This is a genomic window from Agrobacterium sp. H141 (assembly GCF_057158725.1).
In genome coordinates this window covers 1,060,723-1,077,268 of sequence record NZ_CM169893.1, presented here as the reverse complement: position 1 = coordinate 1,077,268, position 16,546 = coordinate 1,060,723, and the positions used below count along the sequence as shown (strand labels likewise).

The following is a 16,546-nucleotide window of genomic DNA, read 5'->3' as shown; positions in this document are numbered from 1 at the left end:
ATCAGCCGCGCCCTTTGAGAGGGTGCGGCTTTTTTGTACGTTAGCGGATGGGCGTCTGCAGGTTCTGCCAAAATGGTTTGGCAGCTTCAAGAAGAGCCTCATCACGTGTGATACCGATATCGAGCAAAACACGATCCTCGGCCTCGCGAAGCTGTGCCCGCGTCCGAGCGTTCTGGAACCATAACCCTATGCGTGAAATGAGTGTCACAGGCCGCGCAGCTGTATCAACCGTCGGCAATGCAATGGAATGCAGCATGATATCCCCCATGAGAAAAGTGGCGGGCAGCCGGGTTGGGACACGACCGGCCCGCCTGAAGGTCAAGAAGCGACCTTCGAAGTTGTCAGCATTCACTGGAGTGAAATTCGCTCCGATACGCCCAGATGCAGGCTCAACATCCGCACGTATCGAAGCGACCTGAGTTCCAATCTTGCGTCCCTGGCCCAAGCAAGAGAACGCAATGCCCGGAGTAAGGTTGAATTGTTGCACAATTGTTTGAAACTGTTCGAATGTGCGCGGCGACGCGCCTGATCGTCAGAACCGAGAGCTCAGATCGACGCTCGCAGACCGTCAGACAGAACAGAAAAATGGTCGTTTGCTCTTGCCTAACAGCGAACCGGGTCGCAAATAGGCACCAAATTCAAAGGATATTCAGACAGCCATGCCATCCGTAGCTCCACTTGATCTTGAAGGCCACGTCGTCACAGCGGCCTTTCTTGGCGACACCCCCGTCTTTGCCACCGCAGCCGGCCGCATCCACCGCCTCGATGGCGCAGACAAGGTGACCGAGGCGCATCAGGGCCTGCTCTCCTGCGTCAAGGACGCAAGCAACCAGACGCTGGTGACGGGCGGCGAGGACGGCAAGGTCTTGAGAATCGCGGCTGATGGCTCGGTGACAGAGCTCGCTGACGTGCCGCGCAAATGGATTTCGGTCGTTGCACCCGGCCCGCAAGGTGCGATCGCCTATGCCTATGGCAAGACTGCATTCGTTCGTCTCGCCGATGGCAGCGTGAAGGAATTTACCGAAGAGCGCACAATCGAAGGTATCGACTTTGCCCCCAAAGGCATGCGCATTGCTGTTGCCCGCTATAATGGCGTGACCCTGCATTGGGTCGGCACCGCCGGTGCACCGATCGATCTGGACTGGAAAGGCGCTCATACCGGCGTGACATTCTCGCCGGACGGTCGTTTCGTCGTGACAACGATGCAGGAAAACGCACTGCATGGCTGGAAACTGGATGGCAAGAACGGGCCAGATGCACGCCACATGCGCATGACCGGCTATCCCGCCAAGGTGAAATCCTATTCCTGGTCGCCCAAGGGCAAATGGCTTGCCTCATCCGGCGCACCGGCCGCGATCGTCTGGCCCTTTGCCAGCAAGGATGGGCCAATGGGCAAGGCGCCTCTCGAGCTCGGCACCCGCTCCAACATCATGGTCACGCAAGTGTCCTTCCATCCGGCCGAAGAAGTACTGGCCATCGGCTTTATCGACGGCATGATCCTCGCCGTGCGCATCGCCGACGGCAAGGAAGCGCTGCTGCGCCGACCCGGCAAGGGTGCCATCACCTCCATGGGCTGGAACCGTGACGGCAAACTGCTCGCCTATGCCTCCGAGGCCGGAGACTGCGGCGTCATCGATATCGCCGCCTGACTGCATGTGGCAAGCCATGACGGAAAACGGCAAAGGCCGGCGCAATGCGCCGGCCTTTCTGATTGGATGAGCACAACTAAAGATTATGTGGCCAAGCGCGGCGCCACCTGCGGGGAAACAGACCCCTTGAAGCTGATGCCCTTCTTCTCGTAGCCAAAGCCTGCAAGCAGGGCGACCGCGATACAGACGACAATGGCACCGACCAGCATCGTGAAGGCATAGTCGCCGTTCCAGTGCTCGGCCAGCCCTGCCTGCAGCGTGGCATTGCCCGAGGCCAGCAGATTGCCCAACTGATAGGCGAAACCCGGGAAGGTTCCGCGAACCTCGTCAGGCGATAGCTCGTTCAGATGAGCGGGAATGACACCCCAGGCACCCTGGACGAGGAACTGCATGAGGAATGCACCGATTGCCAGCAGAATGGGCGTGGAAGCATAGGTCCAAAGCGGGGCAACCGGGATCGCCAGCAAAGCAGCGATAACGATACTCTTGCGCCGCCCAATCTTCTGGGACAGGGCACCGAAGACAAGACCACCTATGATCGCGCCGATATTGTAGAAGATGGCGATGGCGCCGACGGTATGGGATGTGTAGCCACGCTGGCTCTCCATGAAGGTCGGATAGAGATCTTGCGTTCCGTGGCTGAAAAAATTGAAAGCGGTCATCAGGATGACAGCCCAGATGAACAGCGGGATATTCTCCTTCAGCACGACCAAAAATGGTCTGCGCACCTGATTGCGGCTGGCAATGAAAGCCGGAGATTCCTCCACATTGCGACGGATATAGAGAACCAGCAAAGCCGGTGCGACACCAATGAAGAACATGCCGCGCCAGCCGATCAGCGGATACAGGAAGAAGAAGACGAGCGAAGCAAGCAGATAGCCGCTGGGATAACCGGCCTGTAAAAGCCCGGACACGATCCCGCGTGTTCGCTCTGGAATGGTCTCCATCGTCAGCGAGGCACCGACGCCCCACTCGCCACCCATGGCGATACCATAGAGGAGACGCAGAACGATCAACAGCGTGAGCCCTGTCGAGAAGCCCGAAAGGAGTTCGAGCAGGGAATACAACAGCACATCGATCATCAAGGTGGTGCGACGCCCGAACCTGTCGGCAGCGAAACCGAAGATCAAGGCGCCGACAGGCCTCATGGCCAGTGTCAGAAAGATCGCGATGGACACCGCAGCGACGTCCGTGTGGAAGTCCTTTGCGATATCCTTGAGTATGAAGACGAGAATGAAGAAGTCGAAAGCATCGAGTGTCCAGCCGAGATAGCTGGCGATGACTGTGTTGCGTTGCGTTGGGGTCAACGCGCGTAGATCTGAGATTGCCGACATGAGGTCCTCCATCGGAGCACCGGCGGTGAGGCGGCTTGTAGTCCGGATACCGTCAAAGTGCGAAGCAAAAACCATCCCGGCGGGAGCCGGGCATTTCTGCGCTCAACGCAATGCGTGTCTCGGATAATAAGGCAGGTATGGCGCACGAGTAAGCAGCATACGTCTAAGGCCGAAAACTGGTGCTTTGTTCCAGGGCAATCCCTTACATTTCAGTAAGGTTGGCGGACGTCGAGATTGAAAACCCGGATCTACATCAGACGGAAGAAGAAGGCAGCGGCAGGCAGCTCTGTCCCAAAAAAAGAATGAACTCCCGTCCAAACGAACGGGAGCCCTTTCTCATGAGACGTGGATCTGTCAGCGAAACATTGAAAGGTCAGAAGCGGTAGGTGACACCCGCGCCGATCAGCCACGGGTTCAACTTGGCCTTGCCGCTTACCGGTGTGCCGCCAACGACCGCATCATAATCGGCCTCCATAAAGATCTTCTTCACGTCGAAGTTCACACCCCAGTGCTGATCGACCATGTAGTCAAAACCAGCCTGCAGCGCCGCACCGAAGGTGTTCTTCACATCGATTGAGTCCGCAGCGGACCCCTTCTGGTTGTAGTAGATGCTGTAATTGACACCCGCTCCGACATAGGGCTTGAAGTTGCCAAAGTTGGTGAAGTGGTACTGCAATGTCAGCGTTGGTGGAAGAAGCCAGGTCTTGCCAATCTTGCCATAACCGGAAATCGCACCTTCGCCATCGATATTGGCATAGGTCGTCCCGAGTATCAGTTCGGCAGCAATATTGTCGGTGAAGAAATAGGAAATATCGAGTTCGGGAACGACGGTGTCGCTATAGGAAAGGTCGGAGCCCGCAACGCCATCCAGAGAGCCCTTGTCCTCGGTGATTACACCCAGACCACGCAGGCGGATCATCCAGGGGCTGACAGAGGTCATCGCCGCTTCTTCCGCAGGCGTCATCGGCATCAGATCGGCCGCGGTCGCAGCAGACGCCACAGTCAGGGTGGATGCGCAAAGAGCCAGAGTGCGGACAGTCGTCCAGATGGTCGTCATTTTATCTCTCCTTAGGAATCGTAAGGCCAAAGCCTTCCGCGACTTTCCTGACGGAGGAGATAAATATATTGATTTAAATCAATACATTAGAAATTAGATAAGCATGCTTCCCGATCCGGCGCCCATGTCACAAAATTAGCACGCAAGGCTCTGACAAACGTCAAGAATAATGCGTGTCATTGGGCCAGACGCGAAGACCGGCCAGCATCATCAGATGCTGACCGGCCCATGACTGACGTCGGCAAAAGATCGCCGAGCGTAATATTAGAACTTCACGCCGAGACCGACATTGATCACATGCTGGCTGAAGTCGACGTTTGTGCCGCCGATATCCTTGTCGCCGTAATCGTTGTAACGATATTCAACGCGACCGAACATGTTGTCGGTGAAGGCGTAATCTACACCACCGCCAACGGTCCAGCCGTTCATCATCTCGTTGGATTCACCCGCGCCTGTGTCGAGCTTGGCATCCGTCGCCGTCCAACCGGCTGCACCGAAGAGCAGCGCGCGATCCATGGCATAACCGACGCGACCGCGAACGCCACCGTTCAGACCGGTTTCGAAGTCGGCACCGCCAACGGAATCCTTGTTCCAGTCGTAATCGAGGTTACCTTCGAGACCGACGATCAGGTTGCTGCCGGTATCCCAGTTATAACCAACGAAGCCACCGAAGCGACCGCCATCGAAATCACCGGAACCGGAACCGGCAACGTCGCCGTCACCCCAGCCATAGCCGCCTTCAGCACCGACGTAAGCGCCGCCCCACGAATAGACCACAGGGGCTTCAACAGCCGCTGGTGGCGCAGGTGGTGCTTCATAGACGACGTCGGCAGCCATGGCTGCACCGGCTGTGAACAGTGTTGTTGCGACCGAGGCCAGAAGAATCTTCTTGTACATTTGGGTTACTCCCTAAGGGCTGCGTTTTAGATCTCCGACATGTCGGAGCGTATGTGGATCACCCACGAACCCATAACTCTCGAAGGAGGGGCTAATGTTCCGAAGGTTCCATACGAAATGAAACTTCTTTCCGCACACCGTGGCGGTTATGTGACATAACGATTTTCAGGTCGCCGCGGACAAGTCGACAGTGACGGTAAAACACACAGCGAAAACAGCCACTTCATCACCAACTGCGTGACACCCGGAATTGGGGCGTGCAAAAAAATAGCTGCGATCCCGAGAATGTGATCGCAGCTATAAGAATAAGTATGGGCCCGCGCTGTCGACCGGCGACTCAAGAAGTCCCGCCAAATCGAGCCAAGCCGGGAGCGCGAGCCCTTTGTGGGGTCCTCAGTCCGCCTTTGTCTCCAAGGACACCCCTAGCTTGTTACCCGTTGCGACAACCATGCCGGCAGCGCCACTCAGCCACCCGGTCTTCAACTCGATTCCGAGAAAACGATCACGCGCAAAAGGACCGGGCATGATCAGATGCTGTGCCTTGTCAGCGAAGAAACCGAAACGTTCATAATAGGCAGCGTCGCCCACCAGCAGCACCGCGCCATGGCCACGCCGCTTGGCTTCCAGAAGTGCGGCGCGCATCAAGGCAGAACCGATCCCCTTGCCTTCGCAGGCGCAGTCAACGGCGAGCGGCCCAAGAAGCAATGCATCGATGGCATTGCCCTCGCTGGAAATGCCAGCCTCGATGTTCCAAAGGCGCACGGTGCCGATCACATGACCGTCACGATCACGCGCAACCAGTGCCAGGCCTTCAGCCGGCAGCCGACCACGGCGGATCTTTTCCGACGACTTGGTCTTGCGGTCCTCACCCATGACCTTGTCGAGAAGCGCTTCGCGCGCCACGACATCGGCCGGTGTTTCAGTGTCGATCAAAAAGGCAGGTGCTGCGAAAAATGCGCGCACGCTATCCAGAACAGCGGCCATCGCGGCCTCCCGTTGCAAAGCAGTTTCAACAAATTGTTTGAAGAGCCGCGCCGGAAAACCCGGCGCGGACGTCCTGTCAGATAACGTAGGACTTCAGCGGATCGAAACCGTTGAAGGCAACCGCCGAATAGGTGGTCGTGTAAGCGCCTGTGCCCTCGATCAGAACTTCGTCGCCGATCGTGAGCGAAAGCGGCAGCGGATACATGTTCTTCTCGTAAAGCACATCGGCTGAATCGCAGGTGGGACCGGCCAGAATGCACGGCTCCATCTCGTCGGCATCACGGGCGGTGCGGATCGGGTAGCGGATCGCTTCGTCCATGGTTTCAGCCAGACCGCCGAACTTGCCGATGTCGAGGAACACCCAGCGATGTGCGTCATTGTCCGACTTCTTCGAGATCAGTACGACTTCGGCCTTGATCACACCGGCGTTACCCACCATGCCGCGGCCAGGCTCGATGATGGTGCGCGGAAGCTGATTGCCGAAATGCTTCTTCAGCGAAGAAACGATGGCCTGACCATAGGCTTCAGCAGACGGGATATCGCGCAGATACTTGGTTGGGAAACCGCCGCCCATATTGACCATCTGCAGGTGGATTCCCTGCTTGGCAAGCTGTGCAAAGACGCGCTTGGCATCGCCGAGAGCTGCATCCCATGCATCGACCTTGGTCATCTGCGAACCGACATGGAAGGAAACCCCGTAGGATTCCAGTCCAAGCTGATGCGCATAGACGAGAACGTCGACCGCCATCTGCGGCACGCAGCCGAACTTGCGGCTAAGCGGCCATTCGGCGCCCTCGCCATCTGTGAGAACGCGGCAGAATACGCGAGCGCCGGGAGCGGCACGGGCAATCTTCTCAACTTCCTCGTGGCTGTCGACGGCAAAGAGGTCGATACCGAGCGCGAAGGCGCGAGCGATATCGCGCTCCTTCTTGATCGTGTTGCCAAAGGAAACGCGATCCGCAGTAGCACCGGCTTCCAGAGCCATCTGAACTTCCGCAACCGAAGCGCAGTCGAAGTTCGAACCGAGCGAAGCCAGAAGTTTCAGAATCTGCGGCTCGGGGTTTGCCTTCACGGCGTAATAGATCGAGCTGTCCGGAAGGGCGTGGCGGAAAGCGGAATAATTGTCACGGACGACGTCGAGATCGACCACGAGGCAGGGACCTTCGGGACGTCGGGTGTTGATGAAGTCGAGGATGCGCTGAGTGGTCATCGTTATAACCCTTCCAAATAGCTTCAAACCCGGAATCCAGTCGGATTCCGGAGTGACAAAGGACGACGAAATCTTGAGCGAAACCAGCCTTTGGAGACCCTGGTGACGAACAAGCGCTCGGCGCGCGGTATATGGGAACAACGCATAGAAAGGAGCATTGATCCGCTTTGTCTGCCTTGGATTGGGAGGTTGAGCCTACCGCACTTCCGGCAATGATGGTGTGCCTCTTCAGTGACCCCGGCTGTTGGAAAGCCGGAAGAGAACCAGAAAGGCCCGCACCGTCGTTGCTTCAAGATGTCCTCGCATTTCCGGTTGGCCGGAGAAACGACTGGAGGGGTTAGTTCCAGGTACCTTACCGATTTCTCACCATTCGAGGATCGGCGGACACCCACAGGCACGTGCGACTTTGGGCAAGTCAGGAGATATGAATGTTCGTCGTCATAATCAAGTGTTTTTTGAACGCATCGAGAAATTTTTCTTCGAACAAAATATGCTAATTGTTCAATGAAACGAGACGAGTCGGAAACAGGACGCCAATGGATACCCTTACGCGAATTCGCGCATTTATCGACGTGGTCGAGGCGGAAGGTTTTTCCGCAGCCGCCCGCAAGACCGGCCGTTCCAAGGCTTTACTATCAAAATATGTCCGCGAACTTGAGGATGAACTCGGCGCCCTGTTGCTCAATCGAACGACACGCCAGTTCTCCATGACCGAGGCCGGCAACACCTATTACCGCTCGGCATCCGAAATCCTGAAGGAAATTGAAAGCCTTGCCGATCTGGTACGCGAAAACAATGCGGATCTGAAGGGCAAGCTGAAAGTGTCGGTGCCGCGCACCTTCATCGACGCCGATGTCGGCCAGTCGATGATCGATTTTGCCGCTGAACACCCCGATGTCACCCTGGAGATCCTGGCCGAAGACCGGTTTGTCGATCTGATCGAAGAAAGCTTCGATCTGGCCATCCGCATCACCCGTTTGGAGGATTCGGGCCTCATTGCAAGGAAGCTGTCCGATTTCGGTGTCTATGCCCTTGCGAGTCCCGCCTTTCTGGAAAAGCACGGGCCGCTCGATCACCCGTCCGATCTCAGTCACGTGCCGTTCCTGATCGATACCAATGCGAGAGCGCATAACTCGGTCAAGTTCCAGAGCCCCGAGGGCGAACCGATCACGGTTCAAGTCAGCGGACCGATTGTCGTCAATAGTCCGCTTGCGACCTTGCGCGCCACCCGCAAGGATATGGGCGTGGCCATGGTCCCGGATTTCATCGCCAGACCGTATGTCGAATCAGGCGAACTCATTCGTTTGTTCGAGGACTATCTGCCGAGCGACCGTGGCATCTATGCGGTCTATCCGCATCGACGCTATCTGCCGGCCAAGGTCAGGGTTTTTGTCGATTATCTGCATGCGTGGTTCCGAAAAAACACCTGAACGGGTCGCGCGTCCCAATTCAGTCTCATTTGCTCGAAATACCGGCACCAACCCGAAATTCTGGGAGAAGAGATGAAGTCTCGTCTTGCCGCTTTCCTGATCTCCATGCTCGTCGCGCCTGCCATTGCCGATGCGCATCCGCACATTTTCGCCGACGCGACCATCGAGGTCACCGCCAACAAGGATGGAACGCTTGGCGAGTTACGCAATGTCTGGCGCTTCGACGATGTGTTTTCGTCCAGCGTATTGCTGGATTTCGACACCAATACCGACTTGAAGCTCGATCACGACGAGCTGGAAGAGATTTCCAAGACCATCCGCACGTCGCTTGCCGACTATGATTACTTCACCTTCATCACCCGAGACGGTGCCCCGGTTAAAATTGGCAAGCCCGATCACTTCCACGCGGACTTCAAGGACAACAAGCTACTTCTGGTTTTCTCGCTGAGACCCGTCGACAAGGTCCCCCTTAAGGGCAAGTTCAATATCGGCATCTACGACCCGACGCTCTACACGGCGATCGATTTCAACAAGGATGAGGACATGAAGGTGGAGGGCAAGCTGCTCAAGGCGTGCAAACGCTCGGTCATCCGCCCGGATCCGGACAAGATATTCGCCCAAAACCAGAATATGCAGACGGAATCCTTTTTCAACGATCCCGGTAACACCGATATCGGCAAGCTGTTTGCGACCCGGCTGGAGATGACATGCTGATATCGAGGCGTGCCCTGATCGTGACAGGGCTGCTCGCGGTCATGGCCGCGAATGTCGTGCCCGCAATCGCCCAGGCAGCCTCCCCCCTTGGCATCGGCACTGCCGAGCCATCCTTCCAGACGTCGGGGCTGTTCAGCGGCTTCCTGTTCTGGGTCAACCAGCATCAACAGAGCTTTTACCGGGCACTCACCCAGTCTCTGGAGTCGATGCGGGATAATGGCACCCATCTTTGGACACTGATCGGCCTGTCGTTCGCTTATGGCGTTTTTCATGCAGCCGGCCCCGGCCACGGCAAGGCCGTTATCTCGTCCTACATGATTGCCAACGAGACAGAGCTTCGCCGCGGCGCAACCATTTCGCTCGTATCGGCCTTGCTGCAAGGCATCGTCGCCATCCTCACAGTCGCCGCCGCATATATGGTGTTGCGCGGAAGCGGCATCACCCTGACCGACGCCACCAACACGATGGAAATCGCAAGCTATGCGATGATTATACTGTTTGGCAGCTGGCTTCTGTTTCGCAAGCTGCGGCAGATCGCCATCCGCAGATCGGCGCCTGTCAGCGCATCTCTTTTCGACGGGCCGCAACTGGCGCAGGCTGGTGGTACGGGTCTGTCCTTCTCTGCAACCGACGCCAACCATGGCCATGACAGCCTTGCAGCAGGAGCCACATGCCCCGACTGCGGCATCACCCATCTTCCGGACCCCGCAATGCTGAAGGGTTCAAGCTTCAGCATCAAAGAGGCGTGGTCAGCCATCATCGCAGTCGGCTTGCGGCCCTGCTCCGGTGCGCTTCTGGTGATGACCTTTTCGATACTGAACGGACTTTATCTCGGCGGCATCCTGTCGGTGCTGGCCATGTCGATCGGCACCGCGATCACCGTGTCTCTGCTGGCGACGCTTGCCGTGACCGCCAAGGGTATTGCCGTCAGATTGTCTGGGCCCGGCTCCACGCTGTCACGCAGCATCTCGACCGCCATTGAACTTCTGGGCGCTCTTCTGGTGGTTGTCCTCGGTGTGATCCTGCTGCTGGCAGCCCTTCAATCCTGAGAGGGATGCCGCCGCTTGTAACGGGCACGCAGCCAGAAAACACCGAAGAAGGACAGGATCACCAGCCCGCCGACAATGGTCGCCAGGATAGGTGAGAACTCTGCAATCCACAGCACCAGTTGCGGCAGGAAATAAAGTGCGACACCTGCGCCCAGCAAGATGATGGCAGCCGCGATGGCTGAAGAACGGTTCTGGTCTGCGTTGCTCACAGTGTCTCTTTCAAAAATTCGCTGCGGATATCGTCCAGACGGCGCACCTGCTTGCCGTCGGCGTCGAAATTCTCCGGCGCAAGCCAGGCCTCGAATGCAGATTTGATCACCGGCCATTCGCAATCGATCATCGAGAACCATGCGGTATCGCGATTGCTGCCCTTGGAGATCACATGCTGCCGGAAAACACCCTCAAAGGTAAAGCCGTATCGCTTCGCCGTAATCTTGCTGGGCTCATTTTCGTTATGACACTTCCATTCGTAGCGTCGGTAATCGAGGTCGTCGAACACATGGCGCGCCATCAGATAGTGGATCTCGGTCGCAAGCGGTGACTGCTTCATGGAAGGCCCATGCGCCACGGAGCCCACTTCAATCACGCCATTCTTGGGATCGGGACGCATGTAGCTCGCCATGCCGACGATGCGTCCACTGGCATTCTCCCGACAGACAAGCGTGATCAGACTGCCCGAAGCGTTGGCGCCATCGAGCCAATCGCCAAACTCTGCCCTGTCGGCGAAATCGTCATTGGGAAAATATTTGAGCAGCGCATTGGTGCCAAGGCCGCCGAGCCCATCCCACAGATCGGCCAGATGCTCCTCATGGCTATAGGGTTCGAGCGTCACGAAGCGCCCCTTCAAAGTGACGGGAGCCGGCGGTGAAACCTTGTAATTCCTCAGATCGCGCATCATTGCCTCTTGTCGTGGGGCACGAGGATTAGGCCAGCCGCCCGCCAAAGGCAACCGCTTCAACGGGCGGCAATTTGACCTTGGTCAGACCTTGGACGCGGAGACGGTTGCTTCAATGTGATCGACCAGAGCATCCGCCAGGCCCAGACGTCCGGCAAGCAGGTCGAGATAGCCCCGCTCGGCACGATTGTCGGGCTCGATGGCGAGCCTGGACGCGGTATAGAGTTCGACCTTCTGCTCTTCCGTGACAGCCGCTGCCACGAGCGCATCGAGATCGGTCGGATTGGACAATTCCTTTTCAATGAAGTCCTGTGCCTCAGCGCCGAGACCGGACACCTGCACGCGGTCCATGATCCGGGCACGCTCGGAATTGTCGATATGGCCATCGGCCTTTGCCGCAGCGATCATCGCTCTGACCAATGCCAGGGCGAAGTCATTGGTGGCATGAGGTGCTTCCGCACTGAACGCGGAATCTGATGGTGGCGGCAGAAGTTCGGCCGGGGCATTGGCGGCAGACCGGTCTGGTGCATGACCAGCCTGATAATTCTTGTAGGCCTGATAACCAAGACCGGCAATGGCTGCCAGTCCCCCGAGCTTGACGGCGCTACCGGTTAGCGACCTTCCGGTCTTGGTCCCCAAAAGCACAGCCGCGATGGCGCCGGTTGCCAGCGGATTGTCTTTCGCCATCTGGACAACCCCGCCAGCCTTCTCCTTCACCGACCCGCTCGACCCCGGAACCTGTGCGCCGAGGAACTGATCCAGCAACTTCTTCGCGTCAAACATAGCCTTCTCCCTTGTCGTTCAATTCTCGACAGGGGAGATAAGGATGCACAGACGCTATTACAAAGCGACCGGAGCCGAGGTCACGGAAATGTCAGCCGGCAAGAGCCGCAGCTTCCGCTGCAAGCTTGGTGATACCAGCCCAATCGCCCGCATCGACAAGCTCCTTCGGCGCAACCCAGGAGCCCCCGACGCAGATGACATTGGGCAGCGACAGGTAATCGCGCGCATTCTTCAGCGAAATACCGCCGGTCGGGCAAAACACCGTGCCGGCGAGCGGCGACGACAGTGATTTCAGATAAGCAGCACCGCCCGCCTGTTCTGCCGGGAAGAACTTCAACACGCGGTAGCCTTCTTCACGCAGTGCCATCACTTCGCTTGCGGTCGCGGCCCCCGGCAAAAGGGGAATGTCGGACTTGCGTGCGGCGTCCAGCAATTCATGGGTGGTGCCGGGGCTGACGATGAACTGCGAACCGGCAGCAACGGCCGCCTCGTAGTGCGCAGCATTGAGAATGGTGCCGGCACCGGCAACGGCACCTTCGACTTCATTTGCCACGAGACGCACCGCCTCGAGAGCCGCCTCCGTGCGCATGGTGATCTCGATGGCCTTCAGACCGCCGGCGACCAACGCCCGTGCCAGCGGCACAGCCTTTGCAGCGTCCTCGATGATCAGAACCGGCACGACCGGCTGCAACTTGAGAACGGAAAGGAGCTTCTCGGTTTTCGGACCCATCATCGGACCATCCTTTTTCAAACGATTGATTGGCCGAAGAAGTATCGCGGGTGTTGCCCCTTGTCGAGACAAGACGCCACATTCTTGATGTCTTTCATTGGCCAATGTGATCTTTTGCGATAGGCTTTTCGCTGATGAAACCGAGGTTGCCCCATGGCCAAGGAAATCGAACGTAAGTTTCTAGTCGTTGACGATAGCTGGCGCCGGGACGCAATCTCTGCGGTCACCATGCGTCAGGCCTATATTTCCGTCAATTCCGACAGATCGGTGCGCGTGCGCACCCTGGACAACGGCTCGGCCCGACTGACGGTCAAGGTGGGCGGGGCAGCGCTGGTTCGCGATGAATTCGAATACGACATTCCGCTGGCCGATGCCGAAGAGATGATCGATCTTTCTCTTGGTAACGTCATCGAAAAAACCCGCCATAACGTGAAAATCGGCGATTTCACCTGGGAAGTGGATGTTTTCGCCGGTGCCTATCATGGACTGGTGGTTGCGGAAGTGGAAATGAAGGCCGAGACCGATGATCCGGAAATCCCACACTGGGTCGGCCGCGAAGTGACAGGCGACCGTCGTTATTCCAATCAGGCTCTGGCCACCGAACGGCTGAAGCCGGAGCTCGTGCATGCGCTATCGCGTTAAGCCTGGCAAACCCTTCACTCAGGAGATCCGGTCCCTGGCGCAACACCAGTTGCGCACGGCTGAAAAGGCACTGACCGAACAACCGGACGGCCTGCATGAGGCCATTCATGAAGCCCGCAAGAAGTTCAAGCGCGTACGCGGGCTCTATCGCCTGATCGCCAAGGGACAGAAGGAATTTCGCACACGCGAAAATGCCCGGCTGCGCGATACCGCGGCCAGCCTGTCGGTCGTGCGCGATGCCACCGCTCTGGTCGAAACACTGGACTATCTGGCAGGCTTCACCGAGACACCCGAAGAAGCCCAATCGATCGAACACGCCCGTGACATTCTGAAAGCGCGCCGGGAAGAGGTCGCGGACGCGGCGACCGATCTGAAGGACGATGTGCAGGCGGCGATCGGCTCATGCCAAAGCGCGATCGAAGCCTTGTCAGAACTCAACTTCGATGACCACCCGAAAAAGGTGGCCAAACTGCTGGGCAAGAGCTGGGTCAAGACACTGGAGCGCGCCCACAGCAATCTTGCGGAATGCCAGGACAATGTCCACGCAGAGGCCTTCCATGAATTGCGCAAGACCGCGCAAACCTACTGGATGTACAATTCGCTCTTGCGCGATATCTGGCCCTCGGCGATGAATGCCAAGCGGTCGCAGACCAAAGCCCTCGTCGACCTTCTTGGCCACGAACATGACATCACACTGCTCGTTGAACTTTTGAACCTCGATGCCAGCATGTTGGGTGGCGGCGAGGAATTGTCGCATCTCCTGGGCGTCATCATCCGCCAGCAACAGATCCTGCGCCGTGAGGCGCTCACACTGGCAGCCAGCGTATTCCAGGACACGCCCGAACGCGAGGCGAAGACCATCTCGACGCTCTGGATGGCAGCGGCCGATACATGATCACTTGACCAAGGTTCATGAACAGGAAATCATGCTGACATGATCTGTCAGCATGATCCCATAGAGATCGTCCATGAACCGCTCGGTCCGCCTGCTTGAACTCCTGCAAATCCTCCGCCGACATCGCCGCGCGGTAAGCGGACAGGTATTGGCCGAGGAACTCGGTATTTCTCTTCGCACCCTCTATCGCGATATCGCAGCGCTGCAGGCGCAAGGTGCCGACATCGAGGGTGAGCCGGGTGTCGGTTACATTTTGCGACCGGGCTTCATGCTGCCGCCGTTGATGTTTTCACCAGAAGAGATTGAAGCGCTGGTTCTCGGCTCCCGCTGGGTATCGAGCCGCGCCGACAACGACCTGAACGATGCGGCACGCAATGCACTGGCCAAGATCGAGGCGGTTCTACCCTCGGACCTCAAGGCGCACTTGCGCGATTCCGGACTGCTGATCGTCGGCGGGGAGCGCGGCAGCGACGGCGTGATCGACGCATCGCTTGTTCGTCGCCTGATCCGGGAAGAACGCAAGGTCGAGATGGCTTATGCAGATGCCTCGGGTCGCGCCAGCGAGCGCACGGTCTGGCCAATTGCGCTCGGCTACCTCGACAAGCAGCGTATCATCGTCGGCTGGTGCGAACTGCGCCAGGACTTCCGCCATTTCAGAACAGATCGCGTCGTCACGCTCACGCCCTTGCCCGACCGTTATCCCAGGCGTCGCACGCAACTTCTGAAGGAATGGCGCGAGCACGTCGGTATCTCGCCACCGCCATTATGATACTGACAAAATTTGGCAGCATGTCGCGTTATTGTCTCCTCGTTCAAACACGACAAGGAGCCAGACAATGACCAAAACCGTATACTCCCTTCTCTACACAAAAGACGTAATGAAGAGCGTCGCCTTCTATGAAAAAATGCTCGGCATGCCACCGCTGGAAGCATTCCCGACCTTTGCCAGCTTCCTGTTGAATGACGGCATGAGGCTGGGCCTCTGGTCCACGTCCACGGTCGCGCCGGACGTGACGCCGGCGGGCGGATCGGAAGTCGCGCTGGTGGTCAAATCAGCAGATGATGTTGACGCTAAATGCGCGGAGTGGGCATCGCTCGGCGCGACCATTCTGCAGGAGCCGACCGACCTCGTCTTCGGCCGGACATTCCTCGCGGCCGATCCCGACGGCCACCGCATTCGTGTCTTTAACGAAAACAATCCCGTGTAGCGGGAACCCCAAGATACTCTGAGACCCGCCGGACTTGACGAAAGGCAAAGCGCAATCATCACCCACATGATGATTGCGCAACGGCCGTAGAAGCTGTATTTGCGGGCCATGAGCGACAATCCTGATACCATCCCGCATGAGCCCGGCGGCGCGTTTTGCGTGGCTGCCCTTTATCATTTCGCCCGCTTTCCGCGTTTCGAAAGCTTTCAAGAGCCGCTTTATGCGCTCTGTCAGGAAAACGGCGTAAAGGGCTCGCTGCTGATTGCCTCCGAAGGCATCAATGGCACCATTGCCGGCAGCGATGAGGGCATTGCCAATGTGCTTGCCTTCCTGCGCGCCCAGCCGGAATTTTCGGCTCTCGTGCACAAGGAAAGCCGCGCTTCCAAAATGCCCTTCCTGCGCATGAAGGTTCGGCTGAAAAAAGAGATTGTCACCATGGGCGTCGAGAACATCGACCCCAACAAGATCGTCGGCACCTATGTCGAGCCGAAGGACTGGAACGAACTGATCTCCGATCCGGAAACCATCGTTATCGACACCCGCAACGACTACGAAACCTCGATTGGCATCTTCAAGAATGCCATTGACCCGAACACCAAGACCTTCCGGGAATTCCCCGACTGGGTGAGAAACAATACCGGCCTGCACAACAAGCCGAAGATCGCCATGTACTGCACCGGCGGAATTCGCTGCGAAAAGGCAACGGCCTTCATGAAGGAACAGGGCTTCGATGAGGTCTATCACCTCAAGGGCGGCATCCTGAAATATCTGGAAGAGGTACCGGAAGAAGAAAGCCTGTGGGAGGGCGCATGCTTCGTCTTCGATGAGCGTGTTTCGATCACCCATGGACTGAAGGAAGGAGAGCACACGCTTTGCCATGCCTGCCGCTATCCGCTTACCGCAGAGGAAGTGCAATCCCCTCTCTACGAAGAAGGTGTGGCCTGCCCCCATTGCCATGCGACGCGCACCGAAGAGGATCGCCTGCGCTACCGCCAGCGCCAGAAGCAGATTGCGCTGGCAAAGACGCGCGGCGAAAAACATATCGGCAGTTGATCGGAACCACCGCCTC

Annotated in this window: 20 protein-coding genes; 10 read left to right on the top strand and 10 right to left on the bottom strand. The window is 57.7% G+C overall.

Annotation, left to right across the window (positions count from 1 at the left end; genetic code table 11):
• Nucleotides 1-40 precede the first annotated feature (40 nt).
• The gene (locus ACWPM9_RS04825) at nucleotides 41-256 is read right to left on the bottom strand and encodes a DUF1127 domain-containing protein (RefSeq protein ID WP_484756947.1); all 216 of its coding nucleotides are present in this window, start codon (nucleotides 254-256) and stop codon (nucleotides 41-43) included.
• Between ACWPM9_RS04825 and ACWPM9_RS04820 the strand changes: the two genes are divergently transcribed.
• Both ACWPM9_RS04820 and ACWPM9_RS04815 read left to right on the top strand, forming a co-directional pair.
• Complete coding sequence (locus ACWPM9_RS04820) at nucleotides 248-529, top strand: hypothetical protein (RefSeq protein WP_484756946.1); 282 nt, start codon at nucleotides 248-250, stop codon at nucleotides 527-529. The two genes, ACWPM9_RS04825 and ACWPM9_RS04820, sit on opposite strands and share 9 nt — an antisense overlap.
• A gap of 130 nt (nucleotides 530-659) precedes the next feature.
• Nucleotides 660-1,649, top strand: coding sequence for a WD40 repeat domain-containing protein (locus ACWPM9_RS04815; RefSeq protein ID WP_484756945.1), 990 nt, complete (start codon nucleotides 660-662; stop codon nucleotides 1,647-1,649).
• 83 nt (nucleotides 1,650-1,732) lie between these two features.
• On the opposite strand, the gene ACWPM9_RS04810 is transcribed toward ACWPM9_RS04815, so the two are convergent.
• The 5 genes from ACWPM9_RS04810 to odc2 form a co-directional block, all read right to left on the bottom strand.
• Entirely contained in the window at nucleotides 1,733-2,983 is a 1,251-nt protein-coding gene (locus ACWPM9_RS04810; protein ID WP_484756944.1) for an MFS transporter, read from the bottom strand.
• A 373-nt stretch (nucleotides 2,984-3,356) separates the two neighbouring features.
• Nucleotides 3,357-4,040: an OmpW/AlkL family protein gene (locus ACWPM9_RS04805; RefSeq protein WP_484756943.1), complete on the bottom strand. Its 684-nt coding sequence runs from the start codon at nucleotides 4,038-4,040 to the stop codon at nucleotides 3,357-3,359.
• 264 nt (nucleotides 4,041-4,304) lie between these two features.
• Nucleotides 4,305-4,937, bottom strand: coding sequence for an outer membrane protein (locus ACWPM9_RS04800; RefSeq protein ID WP_428187804.1), 633 nt, complete (start codon nucleotides 4,935-4,937; stop codon nucleotides 4,305-4,307).
• 393 nt (nucleotides 4,938-5,330) lie between these two features.
• Nucleotides 5,331-5,921, bottom strand: coding sequence for a GNAT family N-acetyltransferase (locus tag ACWPM9_RS04795; RefSeq protein ID WP_428187803.1), 591 nt, complete (start codon nucleotides 5,919-5,921; stop codon nucleotides 5,331-5,333).
• A gap of 76 nt (nucleotides 5,922-5,997) precedes the next feature.
• Complete coding sequence (gene odc2 / locus ACWPM9_RS04790; protein ID WP_484756942.1) at nucleotides 5,998-7,131, bottom strand: ornithine/lysine decarboxylase; 1,134 nt, start codon at nucleotides 7,129-7,131, stop codon at nucleotides 5,998-6,000.
• A 536-nt stretch (nucleotides 7,132-7,667) separates the two neighbouring features.
• On the opposite strand from odc2, the gene ACWPM9_RS04785 reads away from it, so the two are divergent.
• From ACWPM9_RS04785 to ACWPM9_RS04775, 3 genes are all read left to right on the top strand, one after another.
• The gene (locus tag ACWPM9_RS04785; protein ID WP_484756941.1) at nucleotides 7,668-8,561 is read left to right on the top strand and encodes a LysR family transcriptional regulator; all 894 of its coding nucleotides are present in this window, start codon (nucleotides 7,668-7,670) and stop codon (nucleotides 8,559-8,561) included.
• A 72-nt stretch (nucleotides 8,562-8,633) separates the two neighbouring features.
• The gene (locus ACWPM9_RS04780; RefSeq protein WP_484756940.1) at nucleotides 8,634-9,275 is read left to right on the top strand and encodes a DUF1007 family protein; all 642 of its coding nucleotides are present in this window, start codon (nucleotides 8,634-8,636) and stop codon (nucleotides 9,273-9,275) included.
• Nucleotides 9,269-10,324, top strand: coding sequence for a nickel/cobalt transporter (locus tag ACWPM9_RS04775; protein WP_484756939.1), 1,056 nt, complete (start codon nucleotides 9,269-9,271; stop codon nucleotides 10,322-10,324). The genes ACWPM9_RS04780 and ACWPM9_RS04775 overlap by 7 nt, the downstream gene beginning before the upstream one ends.
• Here the strand turns inward: ACWPM9_RS04775 and ACWPM9_RS04770 are convergent.
• From ACWPM9_RS04770 to ACWPM9_RS04755, 4 genes are all read right to left on the bottom strand, one after another.
• Entirely contained in the window at nucleotides 10,315-10,533 is a 219-nt protein-coding gene (locus ACWPM9_RS04770; protein WP_428187798.1) for a hypothetical protein, read from the bottom strand. The genes ACWPM9_RS04775 and ACWPM9_RS04770 overlap by 10 nt on opposite strands.
• Complete coding sequence (locus ACWPM9_RS04765) at nucleotides 10,530-11,219, bottom strand: GNAT family N-acetyltransferase (protein WP_484757598.1); 690 nt, start codon at nucleotides 11,217-11,219, stop codon at nucleotides 10,530-10,532. The genes ACWPM9_RS04770 and ACWPM9_RS04765 overlap by 4 nt, the downstream gene beginning before the upstream one ends.
• An 84-nt stretch (nucleotides 11,220-11,303) precedes the next feature.
• Nucleotides 11,304-12,002, bottom strand: a complete 699-nt coding sequence (locus ACWPM9_RS04760; RefSeq protein ID WP_484756938.1) for a tellurite resistance TerB family protein — start codon at nucleotides 12,000-12,002, stop codon at nucleotides 11,304-11,306.
• Nucleotides 12,003-12,093: 91 nt separating this feature from the next.
• Nucleotides 12,094-12,732 carry a 2-dehydro-3-deoxy-phosphogluconate aldolase gene (locus tag ACWPM9_RS04755; protein ID WP_428187990.1) on the bottom strand — a complete coding sequence of 213 codons (639 nt, stop codon included), beginning with the start codon at nucleotides 12,730-12,732 and terminating at the stop codon, nucleotides 12,094-12,096.
• A 153-nt stretch (nucleotides 12,733-12,885) separates the two neighbouring features.
• On the opposite strand from ACWPM9_RS04755, the gene ACWPM9_RS04750 reads away from it, so the two are divergent.
• The 5 genes from ACWPM9_RS04750 (at nucleotide 12,886) to trhO (ending at nucleotide 16,530) form a co-directional block, all read left to right on the top strand.
• Nucleotides 12,886-13,374, top strand: coding sequence for a CYTH domain-containing protein (locus tag ACWPM9_RS04750; protein ID WP_484756937.1), 489 nt, complete (start codon nucleotides 12,886-12,888; stop codon nucleotides 13,372-13,374).
• The gene (locus tag ACWPM9_RS04745) at nucleotides 13,358-14,269 is read left to right on the top strand and encodes a CHAD domain-containing protein (RefSeq protein ID WP_484756936.1); all 912 of its coding nucleotides are present in this window, start codon (nucleotides 13,358-13,360) and stop codon (nucleotides 14,267-14,269) included. The genes ACWPM9_RS04750 and ACWPM9_RS04745 overlap by 17 nt, the downstream gene beginning before the upstream one ends.
• A 73-nt stretch (nucleotides 14,270-14,342) precedes the next feature.
• Nucleotides 14,343-15,038: a helix-turn-helix transcriptional regulator gene (locus tag ACWPM9_RS04740; RefSeq protein WP_484756935.1), complete on the top strand. Its 696-nt coding sequence runs from the start codon at nucleotides 14,343-14,345 to the stop codon at nucleotides 15,036-15,038.
• Between the two features lie 67 nt (nucleotides 15,039-15,105).
• Nucleotides 15,106-15,477 carry a VOC family protein gene (locus ACWPM9_RS04735; protein ID WP_484756934.1) on the top strand — a complete coding sequence of 124 codons (372 nt, stop codon included), beginning with the start codon at nucleotides 15,106-15,108 and terminating at the stop codon, nucleotides 15,475-15,477.
• A gap of 108 nt (nucleotides 15,478-15,585) precedes the next feature.
• Nucleotides 15,586-16,530 (top strand): oxygen-dependent tRNA uridine(34) hydroxylase TrhO, encoded by a 945-nt coding sequence (gene trhO / locus ACWPM9_RS04730; RefSeq protein WP_484756933.1) that lies wholly within the window; start codon nucleotides 15,586-15,588, stop codon nucleotides 16,528-16,530.
• Nucleotides 16,531-16,546: the final 16 nt, after the last annotated feature.